The sequence below is a fragment of the Actinomycetospora termitidis genome (assembly GCF_030286555.1).
Classification (GTDB): Bacteria; Actinomycetota; Actinomycetes; order Mycobacteriales; family Pseudonocardiaceae; genus Actinomycetospora; species Actinomycetospora termitidis.
Genome location: NZ_JASVWF010000005.1, coordinates 344674 through 359730 on the forward strand (window position 1 = coordinate 344674; position 15057 = coordinate 359730).

The following is a 15057-nucleotide window of genomic DNA, read 5'->3' on the forward strand; positions in this document are numbered from 1 at the left end:
GGTCGGCGCGGTCAGGGTCTCCCCATGCTCCTCGAGACCCGGCCCCATCCCGCCGTCGTGACCCTCTCCGCCGTCCACGCCGTCGTCCTGCTCGTCGCGGGCGGGTTCGTCGGGATGGTGGCGCTGCTGCCGATCGCGATGGCGGCGGACTCGTGCACGTCGAGCAGCGCGGCGCTGCTGTGCACCGGGCTCCCCCAGCTCGTCGCCCTCGTCGTGATCGGGCTGGGGGTGCTCGGCGCCGTCGTCGTCGCGGCGCTCGGGGCCCGCCGCGGAGGGTGGGGCGCGCTGGCCCACGCCCTCGGCGGCTGGGTCACCCTCGCGACGAGCCTCGTGCTCGCGGGCCTCGTGCTCTTCCTGTCGGCCTAGTCAGGAGTACTTGAGCGACCCGTCGTCGAGATCGGCCGCGGGCAGCGTGTGCCGCTCCTCGGCGAACTCGTGCATGTGGGTCCACGGGGCGCGGTCGCCCTGCTTGAACATCCGGTCCTGCGAGCGCATGACGTACCCGGGGTTGAAGTTCTCCGGGTCCGACCAGGGCCGCAACTCCACGTCCGGGCCGGCCACCGGGGTCACCGAGCGCACCCCGAGCGAGTCCATGTGCTGCATCAGCCGCAGGACGAGGTCGGAGATGAGGTCCGCCCGCAGCGTCCACGAGTGCCGGAAGTAGCCGAACACGAACGCCATGTTCGGGACGCCGTCGATCATGATCCCGCGCCACGTGACCCGCTCGGAGAAGTCCACCGGCTCGCCGTCGACGGAGAACTCGACGTCGCCGAAGCAGGACAGGTTGAACCCGGTGGCCGTCACGATGATGTCGGCCTCGAGCTCCTCCCCCGAGGACAGGCGGATGCCGGTCTCGGTGAACGTCTCGATCGAGTCGGTGACGACGGAGGAGCGCCCCTCCTTGATCGTCGCGAACATGTCGCCGTCGGGCAGCAGCGCGATCCGCTGCTGCCAGGGGCGGTAGGCCGGGTTGAAGTGCTTCTCGATGTCGAAGCCCTCGGGGAGGTGCGGTCGCATCTCGTCGAGCAGGTATTGCCGCGCCGCCTCCGGTTCCTCCGCGGACAGCCGGGTCAGCTCGTTGAACTGCTCGATGTAGGTGCGGCGGAGGATCTCGTAGGTCCACTCCTCCGGGATGTCCAGCGCCCGCAGCTGGATCGCGAGCTCGTGGGTCTTCGGGGCCGCGATCATGAACGTGGGCGTGCGCTGCAGCATCGTCACGTGCTCGGCGGTCTCGGCCATGGCCGGCACGACGGTGGCCGCGGTGGCCCCGGAGCCGATGACGACGACCTTCTTGCCCGTCCAGTCCAGGTCCTCGGGCCAGCTCTGCGGGTGCAGCACCGGGCCCGTGAAGCGCTCCCGGCCGGGGAACTCGGGGGTGTAGGGCTCGTCGTGCTTGTAGTAGCCCTGGCACATCCAGAGGAAGTTGCAGGTCAGCCGCACGTCCTCGCCGGTGTCCTCGCGGCGGACGTCCACGGTCCAGCGGGCGTCGTCGGAGGACCAGCTCGTGGCGACCACCCGGTGCTGGTAGCGGATCGCCTCCTTGAGGTGGTCCTCCTCGATGACCTCGTCGAGGTAGTTGAGGATCTCCCCGGACGACGCGATCGACGGCCCGCGCCACGGCTTGTGCCGGTAGCCGTAGGTGAACAGGTCGGAGTCCGAGCGGGCGCCGGGGTACCGGTGGGTCCACCACGTGCCGCCGCGGTCGGGGTGGGTGTCGAGGATGAGGAAGCTGCGGTCGGGGAAGGTCTCGCGCAGGTGGTGTCCGGCGCCGATGCCGGCGACGCCGGCCCCGACGACGAGGACGTCGACGTGCTCCACCCCACCGGCCTCGGTGGGTTCCGGACGGGTCTCGGTGACGGTCATGGTGCTCATCCCTCCAGGGCGGGTCGCAGGGCCGCGACGGCGTCGTCGACCAGCCGGGCGCCCGACGGCGTGGCGCCGAGGGTCCAGAGGAAGCCGTGGATCATGCCGTCGTAGCGGGTGGACGTGACGGAGACGCCGGCCGCGCGCATCGACTCGGCGTAGGCCTCGCCCTCGTCGCGCAGCGGGTCGAACTCGGCGGTCGCAACGAAGGCGGGCGGCAGGTTGCCGAAGTCGGTGGCCCGGGCCGGGAAGACGGTCTGGTCCTTCTCCGGATCGGTGGCGCCGAGGTAGTGCGCCCAGAACCACTGCATCGTCGCGCGCTGGAGGAGGTAGCCCTCGCCGTTCTCGGAGTGCGACGGCGTCGTGAAGGCGAAGTCGGTCACCGGGTAGATCAGCAGCTGGAAGGCGATGGCCGGGCCGCCGTGATCACGCGCGTGCAGCGACACCGCCGCGGCGAGGTGGCCGCCCGCGGAGTCGCCGCCGACCGCGAGGCGGGAGGCGTCGGCGCCGAGTTCCTCGGCGTGCTCGGCGACCCACTGCGTCGCGGCGTAGCAGTCCTCGAACGCCGCGGGCTGGCGGTGCTCCGGGGCGAGGCGGTAGTCCACCGAGACGACCACGACGTCGGCGGCGTTCGCGATGCTGCGGCAGGGCCGGTCGACCGTCTCGAGGTCGCCGATCACCCAGCCCCCGCCGTGGAAGTACAGCAGCACGCCGCGGGTCTTCTGACCGTGCGGGACGTAGATGCGCACCGGGATGTCGCCGGCCGGGCCCGGGATCGCGCGGTCGGAGACCGTCCCGACCTCCTCCGCGGGCGGCTGCAGGTCCAGGAAGGCGGAGGTCGCGAGGCGGGCCTGCGGGACCGTCATGCTCTCGAAGGGCGGACTGCCCTGGGCGGCCATCGCTTCGAGCAGGGCCTGGGCCTCGGGGTGCAGCGGCACGGGGGGTCTCCTCGCGGTCGAGATCGGGCCTCCCACCGTGACCCCGACCACACCTGCCGCGCATCGTCCCGTGGGGACGATTCCCGGACGCTGGTTTGTCCGCGACCCGGGGGTTACGGTCCTGGGTGGCGGCTGTCACAGGGTGGTGATCGCGTGCGGGAGCGCAACGGGACGCTCGTGCGCCCGGACGTGGGGGCTCCGGACCGCCGCGTGGCCACGGTGGCGTCGGCGCTGGCCCGGCACCGCGAGGAGATCAGCGAGGCCATCCGCGACCTGCTGGCCTCGCGCATCGACGAGCTCCGTGGCGACCCCGCCCTGATCGACCTGCTCGGGGCGAGCGTCGAGGGCAACGTCGAGACGATCCTGCACGTGCTGGCCCACGACCTGCCGCCGCGCGGGGTGGAGCCGCCCCCGGCCGCGGTGGAGTACGCCCGCCGGCTCGCGCAGCGCGGCGTCCCGGTGAACGCCCTCGTGCGGGCGTACCGGCTCGGCCAGGCCCACCTCATGGAGTGGGCGTTCTCGTGCCTGGACCAGGTCGGGGTCGGGCCGGACGACGTCGCGGCCGTGTCCCAGCACGTCGTCCTGACCGTGTTCGAGTACGTCGACCACGTGTCCCAGCACGTGGTGGCGGTGTACGAGGCCGAGCGCGACCGCTGGCTGGAGAACCGGCACGCGATCCGGGTCGCGCGGATCCGGGACGTCCTGGACCGGCGGGCCCCGGCCGGGCCGGACGAACGGCTCGCCGTCGAGAACGTCCTCAACTACCGCTTCGGACCCGTGCACCTCGGCGCCGTGCTCTGGCTCGACGAGCCCCCGACGGCGGGTCCCGGCCTGGTCGTGCTGGAGCGGTGCGCGGACGCTCTCGCAGGAGCGCTCGGGGCGAGCGGGCGGGCTCTCGTCGTGCCGTGGGACACCGAGAGCGCGTGGGTGTGGCTACCCGGTGTCGAGCACGTGTCGCGGGAGGCGGTGACCGCCGCCGTCGGGCGCGGGGGCGAGCCCGTGCGGGTCGCCTGCGGGGCGCCGGCCGACGGCGTGGAGGGCTTCCGGACGACGCACGAGCAGGCGTTGCGGGCGCGGGCCGTGACCCTCGCGGCCGGGGAGGTCGCGCCGGCGGTGACGCTGTTCGACGAGGTCGGCGCGGTCGCGCTGCTGTGCGCGGATCTCGACGCCGCCACCGCCTGGGTGCGCCGGGTGCTGGGGCCGCTGGCGGAGCCGGGTCCGACCTGCGAGCGGCTGCGCGACACGTTGCAGGTCTTCCTCGCGACGGGCGGGAGCAACGCCGCGACCGCGACCCGGCTCGGGGTGCACCCCTCGACCGTCAAGTACCGCGTCCGCCGGGCGAAGGAGGTCCGCGGGCGGCCGGTCGAGAGCGACCGGCTCGACGTCGAGCTCGCCCTGCTGGCCTGCGCCTGGCTGGGCGCCGGGCGCTGAGCCCGCGTCCTCCGTTCAAGATCATCGGAACGTGGGAGATCTGGACGCCCAGCATCCAGATCCCCCACGTTCCGATGATCTTGCCAGGGGACTCAGCGGGCGAGTCGGTGCGCCAGGGTCCGACGAATCTGCTCGACCACCTTGTCCGGGTGCTCCTCGAGTTCCTTCCAGGCGACCTCGGCGACGACCCAGCCGTCGGCCACCAGTGCGCGCGTCCGTGCACGCCGGTCGATGAAGCGCTCCGGATCGGAGTGGAAGGCCCAGCCGTCGACCTCGAGGGCGAACCTCGCACCCTCGAACGCGATGTCGATGACGGCTTCCCGACCGTCGGACAGCATGACGGCCAGGTTCACCGCCCACCCGCTGATGCCCGCGTCCCGCAGCAGGGCGATCATCACCCGCTCGGCCTTCGACGCGGCCCGGTCCGCGGCCTGCACCAGGAGTTCATGGGCAGCCGCCGACCCGCGCCGTCCGAGATGACGGGACTGCATCGCCCGCAGCTCGTCGAGAGTGACGGTCCGCTGCTGCAGCGCGCGGTCGAGAAAGGCCTGGCCGCCTCTCCCCAGCGCCACGGCCGCATCGAGGACCGTCAGAGCCCGACTCGTCACCCAGAGCCCGCGGTGCTGCACCCGGTCGCCACGCAGGTCCCGGTGCACCACGGAGAACCCGGACGGCCGCGAGCGTGAGTTCCCGGGCGGCAACGCCACGACGATCGGGTGCGGGTTCACGACCCCGAGCCCCAGCCACCAGGCTGCCGACACCCCGATCAACGCCCCGACGGGGCGGACCCACTCGGCAGCGATGCGGACCCGGGCCGCCGCGGTCCAGGGCCATGCCGTCACGAAGTAGACCCCGGGTGCGCGACGGATCCACTCGCCGCTCGCGACCTTGCGTGCGATCTGGTCGTCACTCATCCCGCACCGCCTGGCCTGCGTACGGGAGATGACGCCGTCGTGGGATGCGATGAACTCGTCGACCTTCACATGGGCTCGGAGTGTCGGCGGCGCCGATCGGTTCCGACCATTTTCAAGATCGCCGAAACGTGGCGGATCCGATGGCCCCGCGTCCGGATCCTCCACGTTCCGATGATCTTGGTCGAGTGGATCGGGACGCGACACACGGCGGGCGCGTGCGAGGCTGGTGGTCGTGAGCGACTCCCGCATCCTCTCGCGCCAGGACCTCGACTTCCTGCTCCACGACTGGCTCCGCGTCGAGGACCTGCTGGCCCGCCCGGCCTTCGCCGAGCACGACCGGGACACCCTCGACGCGATCCTCGAGCTCGCCGAGCAGATCGCCACCGAGCGCTTCGAACCGCACAACCGGACCGCCGACGAGGCCGAGCCGCACCTCGACGCCGACGGCCACGTGGTCCTCGTCGACGGGGTCCGGGAGGCGATCGCGGCCTTCGCCGAGGCGGGTTTCGTCGGCGCGTCGGTCCCCGTCGAGCACGGTGGCACGGGTCTGCCGTTCACGGTCGCGCGCGCCGCGCTGGCGTGGTTCCAGGCCGCCAACATCGGCACGGCGTCCTACCCGTTCCTGACGACGGCCGCCGCCAACCTGCTCCTGACGCACGGGACGCCCGAGCAGGTCGACACCTGGGTGCCCGCCATGCTCGACGGGCGGGTCTCCGGGACGATGTGCCTCTCCGAGCCGCAGGCCGGGTCGTCGCTGGCCGACATCACCACGCGCGCCGAGCCGCAGCCCGACGGCTCGTACCGGGTCATCGGCACGAAGATGTGGATCTCCGGCGGCGAGCACGAGCTGACGCCGAACATCCTCCACCTGGTCCTCGCGAAGGTCCCCGGCGGTCCGCCCGGGGTGAAGGGCATCAGCCTGTTCGCCGTCCCGCGCCTGCTCGCGGACGGCTCCCCCAACGACGTCGCACTGGCCGGGCTGAACCACAAGATGGGCTACCGCGGCACCGTCAACACCCTGCTGAACTTCGGCGAGAGCGGCGGCGCGGTCGGCCACCTCGTCGGCGGCGAGCACGGCGGCCTCGCGGCGATGTTCCACATGATGAACGAGGCCCGCGTCGGCGTCGGGATGGGCGCCGCCGCTCTCGGCGTCACGGGCTACCTGCACTCGCTGGAGTACGCCCGCACGCGCACCCAGGGCCGCGCGGTCGGAGGCCGCGACGTCACCAGCCCGATGATCCCGATCGCCGAGCACCCCGACGTCAAGCGGATGCTGCTCGCGCAGAAGTCCTACGCCGAGGCCGCGATGGCCCTGGGGCTGTACTGCTCGCGGCTGGTCGACGAGAAGGACACCCATCCCGACGACGAGGCCCGGGCGCGGGCCGCGCTGCTGCTCGACGTCCTGACCCCGATCGCGAAGAGCTGGCCGTCGCAGTGGTGCGTGACGGCCAACGACCTCGCGATCCAGGTCCTCGGCGGGTCCGGCTACACGCGGGACTTCCCGCTCGAGCAGTTCTACCGGGACAACCGCCTCAACCCGATCCACGAGGGCACCCACGGCATCCAGGCGATCGACCTGCTCGGGCGCAAGGCCGTCATGCGCGGCGGAGCCGGTCTCGAGCTCCTGACGACGACGGTGCGCGAGACCATTGCCCGCGCCGACGCGCTCCCCGAGGAGGCCGCCGCCCTCGAGGCCGCCGTGGTGCGCGTCGAGAAGACGACCGCCACCCTGCACGCGACCGGCGACCCCGATGTGACCCTCGCGAACGCGAGCATCTACCTCGAGGCCGTCGGCCACGTCGTCGCGGCGTGGATCTGGCTGGAGCAGCTGCTCGCGCTCGGCGACCGCGACGACACCTTCGCCGTCGGCAAGCGAGCGGCGTCGCGCTACTTCTTCCGCTACGAGCTCCCGCGGACGGGGCCGCAGTTCGACCTGCTGGACTCGCTCGACACCACCACGCTCGACTTCTCGGTGGGCTGACGCGGACTGCGCGTCGGTCGGCGAGATCAGTCCTGCGCGCCGACCGCGGGCGCGGTCCACAGGGCCCGCCCCATGATCAGCCCGAAGGCGAACATCAGGCCGAGCGTGATGAGGAAGCCGATCGGCCCCAGGTCGTGGGCGGCGACGAACAGCACGGTGGAGATCGTCGGCAGCGCCACGGCCCACCAGGGCAGCACCCGGCCCCGGGCCAGCCCCGCGGCGAGCAGCACCGGTCCGAGCGCGAACCCGACGATCATCGGGATCTGCCACCCGGCGGTCATGGCGGGCATCCCCAGCGCCTTCTCCGCGATCGCCATCGCGGCGTCCGGCCCGTACGCGGCCGCGATCTGCGCGTCGAACCAGTCCTCGGCGACGGAGCCGGAGAGGTTGGCGAAGCCGAGGAAGCCCAGCGCGCCGCCGAGCGCCGTCAGGACCCGGCCCCGTCGGGACGCGAGCGCGACGCCGGCGAGCAGCAGACCGACACCCAGGAACAGGAAGCCGTAGTGGAGGATCGTCGCCGCGATGTCGGCGCCCGCGGGATCGGCCCCGTAGGCGACGTACATGCCGCGCGGCTCGGGCTCACGCGACGGTGGGTCGAAGATCGTGCTCACCACGGACAGCACGGCGCCCAGGGGAAACGTGATCGCGGCACCCCGACCGGCGAGGGCGTACACGCGGCCCGGAGGCGCTCCTGCGGGGCTGGTCGGACCTGACTCCGCGGCCAGGTGGCGGGGCGCGGTCGTGGCAGGCGGAGTGGCGGACGGAGTGGCGGAGGGGCTGGTGACGGTCATGAGACTCACGCTCCGGGGGTCGGTCGGCATCGACCGCACGAGCGTCGCGCAGGCCGCCGACGGCGTCCGTCCCGGTGACGACGGTGGGAGTGTCGCGGTCGCGACACTCCCACCGGGTTCCGTCTAGCCGACGCCGAGCGCGGACGCGAGCCGCATCGGGCCCGCGGCCTCGTCGTGCCGGCTCTGGCGCTGCAGCGTCCGTCCCAGCAGGAGCTGGGCGTACCCGTCGTCGGGACGATCGGCCACGAGGCGGCGTGCCTGCTCCTCGGCCCGATGCAACTGCGCGGAGTGGAAGTACGCCCGCGCGAGCAGCGTGCGGGGCGCGGACGCCTCCGGCTCCTCGGCGACGAGCGGCTCGAGTTCGCGGGCGGCCTCGATCCAGCGGCCCAGCTCGGCGTGGAAGGTCGCGCGGTCCCACCGGCTCCCGATGGTCGCGGTCATGGGTCGATCAGCTCCTTCAGTTGAACTGTCAACTTACAAACCGGGCCGGACCACCGGGCATTCCCGGGCCCGCCACCTCGGAGGGCGGCGAGCCCGGGGAGCCGGCTCAGTTCTGCGCGTCGACGCCGTTCGAGCAGCTCTTCGCGATCGAGGCGGAGTTGCCGTGGTCGACCGCGTGGCCGTCCAGCCCGAGCAGGTCGGAGACGATCGGGATCTCGCCGCCGGAGAGGACGGGCACCGACGCCGCGTTGTCCTGCACCGGCACCTGCACGCCGCCGCCGTTGACCGGGGTGTCGTTGCCGCAGACGTTGATCGGCGTGTTGGGCGCGGTGTCGGAGAGGTTGACCAGGCCCTTCTGGACGGTCGGGCCGTCGCCCGCGTCGTCCGAGGCGAACGCCAGACCCGTCGTCGAGACCAGACCGGTCCCGATCAGCGCGGTCGCGAGCACGGCCTTGCGCAGGAGCGCCATGAGGAGAGTTCCTTCCGGGGGGAGCGGATCACCGACCACGAGTGTCGGTATTCGGGCGGTGAACTTTCCGGACGCATTCCCGGTCACGGTTTCCGACGCCTCGTCCGCCGATCGTGTGGTCCTCGCCGAACCGCGAGCCGACGGCCGCGACCACCGGCCCTCAGGACGGGGCAGCTCCGTCGATCAACGCCCGGGCGGCCCGGCGTGCCCGCACCGCCGTGGGTTCGTCGGTGACGCGGTCGGCGGTGAGGAAGCCGTCGGCGTCGAGGGTCGCGTAGCCGTGTGCGAGGGCCACGACCTGCTCGGTGAGCTCCAGCGCGCGGTCCCCGGCGATCTCGCGGGCGGGCTCGAGGAAGAGCTCCATGAGCGCCCTGCCGGCCTCGGCCAGCCCCGGGTCCCGGGCCGCGCGCAGGGCCGGCGAGAAGATCACGTCGAATCCGACCCGGCGCTCGGCGACCGCGGCCGCGTACGCCCCGCCGGCCGCGGCGAGGCGTTCGCGGGGGTCGTCGTCGGTCGCCGCCGCGCGGACGGCGTCCGCCAGGCGCTCCGCCGCCCGGGCGGCGACCGCGGCGAGGAACCCGTCGCGATCGGCGAAGTGGCGGTAGGGGGCGGCCGTCGAGACCCCGACCCCCCGGGCGACCTCCGCCACCGAGAAGCGCGCCGGACCGACCGCGGCCAGCTGGTCGAGCCCGGCGTCGAGCAGGGCCGGCGCCAGATCGCCGTGGTGGTAGCGGCCGCGCTGCCGCGGACCTCCGGGCATCGACACCTCCGCGATGTGAGAGGGCTGTTACTCTAGCGAGTGATAGCACTATCGCATTGGAGGCCCTTCGTGGACGCACCCGTCGTCGTCATCACCGGAGCGAGCAGCGGGATCGGGGAGGCGACCGCCCGCCTGCTCGCCGGGCGCGGAGCCCGTCTCGTCCTGGGCGCCCGCCGGACCGATCGCCTGGAGGCCCTGGCCGGCGAGCTCGGCGGCGAGGTCCGCACGCTGACCACCGACGTCCGTCGTCGGGAGGACGTGGCCGCGCTCGTCGACCTGGCGGTGGAGGCCTTCGGCCGCCTGGACGTCGTCGTCGCCAACGCCGGCGTGAGCCGGATCGGGCCGCTGGACGAGCAGACCGTGGACGACTGGGACGCGATGATCGACGTCAACCTGCGCGGGGTCCTGCACGCGGTGGCGGCCGCGCTCCCGGTGTTCCGGGCCCAGGCCGCGGGCCACCTGATCAGCATCGTGTCGACGTCCGGCCTGAAGATCGTCCCGGAGCAGGTCGTCTACGCGGCGACGAAGAACGCCGTCCGGACCCTCTCGGAGGGGCTCCGCCAGGAGGCCGGTCCGCACCTGCGGGTCACCGCGATCTCCCCCGGCTTCACCGCCACCGAGCTCGTCGACGCGGTCGAGGACCCCGAGCTGCGCGAGCAGTACCGCGCCCGCATGGCCGAGCTCGGGATGCCGGCGGACGCGATCGCCCGCGCCGTCGCATACGCCATGGACCAGCCGCCCGGGGTCGACGTGGGCGAGATCGTCGTGCGACCCACCGCCCAGAATTGAACGCTCTCCTCACGGCACGTTCGCCGATCCGGGCGCACCATGGAGGCATGGACGACGACCACGCAGGGGTCCCGGCCGAACCGGCGCGGCTGCGGGTCGGCCACGACGAGCGCACCGCCGCGATGAAGGCCCTCGACGAGCACCTCGAGGCCGGGCGGCTCGACGTCGCCGAGTACAGCGACCGGTCCGCCACCGCGGGTGCGGCGGTCTACCGCGACGAGCTCGACGTCCTGTTCCGAGACCTGCCCGAGCCGCACCTCGCGCCCGCCGGCGCCGCGGTGGTGCCGACGCAGCCCCGCCTGCCCGAGCGCCACGCGGCCCGCGCGCTGGCCGTGATCCCGATCCTGCTGGCCGTCGGCATGGTCGTGCTCGTGGTCACCGGCAACGGCGCGGGGTTCGTGCTGTTCCCGCTCGTCTTCCTGCTCATGGGGACGATCGGACACCGCCACCGGCGCTTCTGAGCGAGTACGTTCCTCCCGCCGCAACGCCGAGGCCGGGAGGTCCACCGTGAGCCGCGAGATCCGCACCGTCGTCGACGGGATGTCCTTCACCGAGTGCCCGCGGTGGCACGACGGGCGGCTCTGGTTCGTCGACTTCTACACGCACGCGGTCTACTCGGCCGCCGGGGACGGCTCCGACCGGCGGACCGAGCTCGAGATCCCGGCCCAGCCGTCGGGCATCGGCTGGCTCCCCGACGGCCGTCTCATCGCGGTCTCCGCCCGCGACCACCGGATCCTGCGCCGCGAGGACGACGGGTCGGTCGTGACCCACGCGGACCTGTCCGGGCGCGTGCCCGCGCAGCTCAACGACATGATCGTCGACGAGGCGACCGGGCGGGCCTGGGTCGGGAACTTCGGGTTCGACCTCATGGGCGGCGCGCCGGTCGGGCCGACCACCCTCTACCGCGTCGACCCCGACGGCTCGGTGACCGCCGCGGCCGAGGACCTCTGGTTCCCCAACGGCAGCGTCCTGTCCGGGGGCGTCCTGCTGGTGGACGAGACCTTCGGCAACCGGATCAGCGCCTTCGACGTCCACGACGACGGGTCGCTCGGCCCGCGTCGCGACTGGGCCCGTTTCGGCGACCTCCCGACGGCGTCGGACCTGGAGAGCGTCCTCGGCGGCCAGCTCACCGTCGCCCCCGACGGGTGCTCCGTGCTCGACGCCGAGGGCTGCCTCTGGGTCGCGGACGCTCTCGGCGGGCGGGCGATCCGCGTCCGCGAGGGCGGCGAGATCGTGGACTCCGTCGAGCCCGGCACCGGCGTGTACGCCTGCGGACTCGGCGGCGCGGACGGCCGCACCCTCTACCTCTGCGCCGCCCCGGACTTCCTGGAGCACAACCGCCGCGACACCCGGGAGGCCGCCGTCCTCGCGACGACGGTGGACGTGCCGGCGGCGGGTTGAGGCTCCCCGATCCGAGCGAGCGGCACTCTCGCGCGCCTAGATGCTGCGAGAGTGCCGTTCGCTCGGAGGGTCAGGCCTTGGCGGGCTTGCGCTTCGGCAGGTATAGGTCGGTCAGGGTGCCCTCGAACGCCTCGGCGGCCATCCCGACCGTCTCCGAGAGGGTCGGGTGCGGGTGGATCGTCAGCCCGATGTCGGCGGCGTCGGCACCGAGCTCGATGGCGAGCGCGGCCTCGGCGATGAGGTCGCCCGCCGCGGGCCCGACGATGCCGGCGCCGATGATGCGGTCGGTCTCGGTGTCGAACAGGACCTTCGTCGAGCCCTCCGACCGTCCCAGCGACAGCGACCGGCCGGACGCCGCCCACGGGAACGTCCCCGACCCGTAGGACAGGCCCTGCGCCTTCGCCTCGGTCTCGGTGACGCCGACCCACGCGACCTCGGGGTCGGTGTAGGCCACCGACGGGATCACCCTCGCGTCGAAGGCGCTCTTCTGCCCCGCGGCCACCTCGGCGGCCACCTTGCCCTCGTGCACCGCCTTGTGGGCGAGCATCGGCTGTCCGACGATGTCGCCGATCGCGAAGACGTGCCCGACGTTGGTCCGCATCTGCTCGTCGACGGTGAGGAATCCGCGGTCGGAGACGTCGACCCCGGCCGCGTCGAGCCCGAGCACCTTCCCGTTGGGTACACGCCCGACCGCGACGAGCACGGCGTCGAAGGTGTCCTGCTCCGGCGCCTTCTTCCCCTCCATCGAGACGACGAGACCCTTCTCGGTCGCCTCGACGTTCGTGCACTTGGTGGAGAGGAAGACGTTCTCGTAGCGGGCCCCGATGTGCTTGGCCAGCGGCTTGACGAGGTCCTTGTCGGCGCCCGGGATGATCTGGTCCATCAGCTCGACCACGGTGATCCGCGAGCCGAGCTCGGCGTAGACCGTGGCCATCTCCAAGCCGATGATGCCGCCGCCGAGCACCAGGAGCCGTTCGGGCACCTCGGCGAGCTCGAGGGCACTCGTCGAGTCCAGCACCCGTGGGTCGTCGTGCGGGACGAAGGGCAGCTGCACCGGCTCCGACCCGGCGGCGACGATGACCTGGTCGAACCCGACCACGGTCGTCGTGCCGTCGGCGCCCGCGACCTCCACGCGGTGCGGGGAGAGGAAGCGACCGGTCCCCTGCAGCGTCGAGACCTTGCGCTGCTTCGCGAGGCCGGCCAGGCCGCCGACGAGCTTCCCGACGACGCCGTCCTTCCAGTCGCGGAGCCTGTCGAGGTCGATCTCCGGTGCGCCGAAGGAGACGCCGTGCTCGGCCATCTCCTTCGTCTCGGCGATCACCTTCGCCGCGTGCAGCAGCGCCTTCGACGGGATGCACCCGACGTTGAGGCAGACCCCGCCGAGGGTGTCGCGGCCGTCGACGACCATGACCTCGAGCCCGAGGTCGGCCGCCCGGAACGCCGCGGTGTAGCCGCCCGGCCCGGCGCCCAGGACGAGCAGCTGCACGTGCCGGTCCTCGCCGCCGTCGGACGAGGGGGTGGGCGCGGTGCGATTCCGGTCCGGGGCGCCCGGCTTCTCGGTTTGGGTGGAGGCCTTCTTGGTAGGCGGTGGCGTCGAGGTCTCGGTGTCACCCGCCCCGGACGGGGTCAGGACGAGGATCGGCGAGCCCTGCGAGAGCCGGTCGCCGACCGCGACCCGCAGTTCGGTGACCGTCCCCGCCACGTCGGCGGGGACGTCCATCGTCGCCTTGTCGGACTCGAGGGTGAGCAGCGGCTCGTCGAGCGCGACCTCGCTGCCCACCGCCACGTGGATCTCGATGACGGGGACGTCGGTGAAGTCGCCGATGTCGGGGACCTCGACGACGACGGTGTCAGCCACAGCGATATCTCCCTGGAGGGGCGGAAGGGTTCGCGCCGCAGGTCGCAGGACCGCGCGACGGAGGAGCGCGGGCGTGCGCATCTGCTGGGCGCGACTTACAGCAGCAGGCGGCGCTCGTCGCCCATGGTGTGCGCGAGGTGCCGGGTGAAGCGGGCGGCGAGGGCCCCGTCGATGACGCGGTGGTCGTAGGACAGGCACAGCGGCAGCAGGTTGCGGGGCTCGAACTCGGTGCCGTTCCACACCGGCGCGATCCGCGAGCGGACGACACCGAGGATGGCGACCTCGGGGGCGTTGACGATCGGGGTGAACGCGGTGCCGCCGATCCCGCCCAGCGAGGAGATCGTGAAGGTGCCGCCGCGCATGTCGTCGGCGGAGAGCTTGCCGTCGCGGGCCCGCGCGGAGACCTCGCCGAGTTCCTTCGACAGCTCGACGATGCCCTTGCGGTCGACGTCGCGGACGACCGGCACGACGAGGCCGCCGGGCGTGTCCACGGCGACCCCGATGTGGAAGTAGCGCTTGAGGATGAGCGCGTCCTTCTCCGGGGTCAGCGAGGCGTTCAGCGTCGGGTACGCCTTGAGCGCGGAGACACTGGCCTTCATGAGGAACGCCAGCAGCGTGACCCGGTAGCCCTCGGTCTTGGCCTGGGTGTCGAGCTCCTTGCGGTACTTGTCGGTCTCGGTGATGTCCGCGTCGTCGTTGTGCGTGACGTGCGGGACGTTGAGCCACGAGCGGTGCAGGAACGGCCCGGAGATGCGGGTGATCCGCGACAGCGGCTGCGTCTCGACCGGCCCGAACACCGAGAAGTCCTGGGCCGGCACCTCCGGGATGCCCGACCCCTGCTGTACCGGGGCCGGAGCGGCCGCCGGGGCCGCGGCCCCGTCGCTGCCGCGGACGAAGGAGAGCAGGTCCTCCTTCGTGATCCGCCCCTTGGGCCCGCTCGCGGAGATCTGCGACAGGTCGACACCGAACTCCCGGGCGAGCTTGCGCACGCTCGGTCCCGCGTGCGGGGGCAGCTCCGAGGACGACGGGGCCGACGGTGCCGGGGCCGACGACCCGTTGGTGCCGAGGCTGTCGGGCTCCTGCGCGGTCGCCTCGGCGTCCGCGATCTCGCGGGCGTTCGACGGCGCGGGCGCGGTCGGCGCCTCCTCGACCGGCTCGCCGTCGCCGGCGTCGAGTACGACGACGGGTGTGCCCTCGCTGACGGCGTCGCCGACCGACACCAGCACCTCGGTGACGAGCCCGGCGTGCGACGACGGCACGTCCATCGTCGCCTTGTCGGACTCGAGGGTGAGCAGCGGGTCGTCGACGGCGATGGTGTCGCCCGGCGAGACGTGGACCTCGATGATCGGGACGTCGGAGAAGTCGCCGATGTTGGGGACGGTGACTCGGGTTGCCGCGGGGGCCGACATGCTGGGTGTGCC

At 72.8% G+C, this 15057-nt stretch carries 15 protein-coding genes; 6 read left to right on the forward strand and 9 right to left on the reverse strand.

What is annotated here, in order from left to right:
• Nucleotides 1-24 precede the first annotated feature (24 nt).
• Nucleotides 25-366, forward strand: a complete 342-nt coding sequence (locus QRT03_RS22395) for a hypothetical protein (RefSeq protein ID WP_286055270.1) — start codon at nt 25-27, stop codon at nt 364-366.
• Here the strand turns inward: QRT03_RS22395 and QRT03_RS22400 are convergent, their stop codons facing one another.
• Nucleotides 367-1872: a flavin-containing monooxygenase gene (locus QRT03_RS22400; RefSeq protein WP_286055271.1), complete on the reverse strand. Its 1506-nt coding sequence runs from the start codon at nt 1870-1872 to the stop codon at nt 367-369. It abuts the gene before it with no gap.
• A complete protein-coding gene (locus tag QRT03_RS22405) occupies nt 1869-2801 on the reverse strand; it encodes an alpha/beta hydrolase (RefSeq protein WP_286055272.1) in 933 nt (310 codons plus the stop codon). The genes QRT03_RS22400 and QRT03_RS22405 overlap by 4 nt, the downstream gene beginning before the upstream one ends.
• 153 nt (nt 2802-2954) lie before the next feature.
• Between QRT03_RS22405 and QRT03_RS22410 the strand changes: the two genes are divergently transcribed.
• A complete protein-coding gene (locus QRT03_RS22410; protein ID WP_286055273.1) occupies nt 2955-4232 on the forward strand; it encodes a PucR family transcriptional regulator in 1278 nt (425 codons plus the stop codon).
• A 92-nt stretch (nt 4233-4324) separates the two neighbouring features.
• Here QRT03_RS22410 and QRT03_RS22415 read toward each other — a convergent pair whose 3' ends face one another.
• Nucleotides 4325-5395, reverse strand: a complete 1071-nt coding sequence (locus tag QRT03_RS22415; RefSeq protein WP_286055274.1) for a type IV toxin-antitoxin system AbiEi family antitoxin domain-containing protein — start codon at nt 5393-5395, stop codon at nt 4325-4327.
• Between QRT03_RS22415 and QRT03_RS22420 the strand changes: the two genes are divergently transcribed.
• Nucleotides 5379-7127, forward strand: coding sequence for an acyl-CoA dehydrogenase (locus QRT03_RS22420; RefSeq protein WP_286055275.1), 1749 nt, complete (start codon nt 5379-5381; stop codon nt 7125-7127). The two genes, QRT03_RS22415 and QRT03_RS22420, sit on opposite strands and share 17 nt — an antisense overlap.
• 26 nt (nt 7128-7153) lie before the next feature.
• Here the strand turns inward: QRT03_RS22420 and QRT03_RS22425 are convergent, their stop codons facing one another.
• The 4 genes from QRT03_RS22425 to QRT03_RS22440 form a co-directional block, all read right to left on the reverse strand.
• Nucleotides 7154-7801 (reverse strand): hypothetical protein, encoded by a 648-nt coding sequence (locus QRT03_RS22425; RefSeq protein WP_286055276.1) that lies wholly within the window; start codon nt 7799-7801, stop codon nt 7154-7156.
• Nucleotides 7802-8041: 240 nt separating this feature from the next.
• Complete coding sequence (locus tag QRT03_RS22430) at nt 8042-8359, reverse strand: tetratricopeptide repeat protein (RefSeq protein WP_286055277.1); 318 nt, start codon at nt 8357-8359, stop codon at nt 8042-8044.
• A 106-nt stretch (nt 8360-8465) separates the two neighbouring features.
• Nucleotides 8466-8828, reverse strand: coding sequence for a hypothetical protein (locus tag QRT03_RS22435; protein ID WP_286055278.1), 363 nt, complete (start codon nt 8826-8828; stop codon nt 8466-8468).
• 160 nt (nt 8829-8988) lie between these two features.
• Nucleotides 8989-9588: a TetR/AcrR family transcriptional regulator gene (locus QRT03_RS22440; RefSeq protein ID WP_286055279.1), complete on the reverse strand. Its 600-nt coding sequence runs from the start codon at nt 9586-9588 to the stop codon at nt 8989-8991.
• Nucleotides 9589-9657: 69 nt separating this feature from the next.
• Between QRT03_RS22440 and QRT03_RS22445 the strand changes: the two genes are divergently transcribed.
• Genes QRT03_RS22445 through QRT03_RS22455 form a run of 3 tightly spaced genes read left to right on the forward strand, consistent with a single transcriptional unit; the run spans nt 9658 to nt 11778 of the window.
• Nucleotides 9658-10377 (forward strand): SDR family oxidoreductase, encoded by a 720-nt coding sequence (locus QRT03_RS22445; RefSeq protein WP_286055280.1) that lies wholly within the window; start codon nt 9658-9660, stop codon nt 10375-10377.
• A 47-nt stretch (nt 10378-10424) separates the two neighbouring features.
• Nucleotides 10425-10838, forward strand: a complete 414-nt coding sequence (locus tag QRT03_RS22450) for a DUF1707 SHOCT-like domain-containing protein (protein WP_286055281.1) — start codon at nt 10425-10427, stop codon at nt 10836-10838.
• A gap of 46 nt (nt 10839-10884) precedes the next feature.
• Nucleotides 10885-11778 (forward strand): SMP-30/gluconolactonase/LRE family protein, encoded by an 894-nt coding sequence (locus QRT03_RS22455; RefSeq protein WP_286055282.1) that lies wholly within the window; start codon nt 10885-10887, stop codon nt 11776-11778.
• Nucleotides 11779-11848: 70 nt separating this feature from the next.
• On the opposite strand, the gene lpdA is transcribed toward QRT03_RS22455, so the two are convergent.
• Together lpdA and QRT03_RS22465 are read right to left on the reverse strand one after the other, a co-directional pair.
• Nucleotides 11849-13636, reverse strand: a complete 1788-nt coding sequence (gene lpdA, locus QRT03_RS22460) for a dihydrolipoyl dehydrogenase (protein ID WP_286055283.1) — start codon at nt 13634-13636, stop codon at nt 11849-11851.
• A gap of 95 nt (nt 13637-13731) precedes the next feature.
• Nucleotides 13732-15045 carry a 2-oxo acid dehydrogenase subunit E2 gene (locus QRT03_RS22465; protein ID WP_286055284.1) on the reverse strand — a complete coding sequence of 438 codons (1314 nt, stop codon included), beginning with the start codon at nt 15043-15045 and terminating at the stop codon, nt 13732-13734.
• Nucleotides 15046-15057 lie beyond the last annotated feature (12 nt).

Excerpts from the sequence above, each read along its gene's own strand:
- QRT03_RS22400 (WP_286055271.1), bottom strand. The coding sequence starts at position 1,872 with ATGAGCACCATGACCGTCACCGAGACCCGTCCGGAACCCACCGAGGCC.
- QRT03_RS22440 (WP_286055279.1), bottom strand. The coding sequence starts at position 9,588 with ATGCCCGGAGGTCCGCGGCAGCGCGGCCGCTACCACCACGGCGATCTG.
- QRT03_RS22430 (WP_286055277.1), bottom strand. The coding sequence starts at position 8,359 with ATGACCGCGACCATCGGGAGCCGGTGGGACCGCGCGACCTTCCACGCC.
- QRT03_RS22465 (WP_286055284.1), bottom strand. The coding sequence starts at position 15,045 with ATGTCGGCCCCCGCGGCAACCCGAGTCACCGTCCCCAACATCGGCGAC.
- QRT03_RS22415 (WP_286055274.1), bottom strand. The coding sequence starts at position 5,395 with ATGCGGGAGTCGCTCACGACCACCAGCCTCGCACGCGCCCGCCGTGTG.
- QRT03_RS22450 (WP_286055281.1), top strand. The coding sequence starts at position 10,425 with ATGGACGACGACCACGCAGGGGTCCCGGCCGAACCGGCGCGGCTGCGG.
- QRT03_RS22395 (WP_286055270.1), top strand. The coding sequence starts at position 25 with ATGCTCCTCGAGACCCGGCCCCATCCCGCCGTCGTGACCCTCTCCGCC.
- QRT03_RS22435 (WP_286055278.1), bottom strand. The coding sequence starts at position 8,828 with ATGGCGCTCCTGCGCAAGGCCGTGCTCGCGACCGCGCTGATCGGGACC.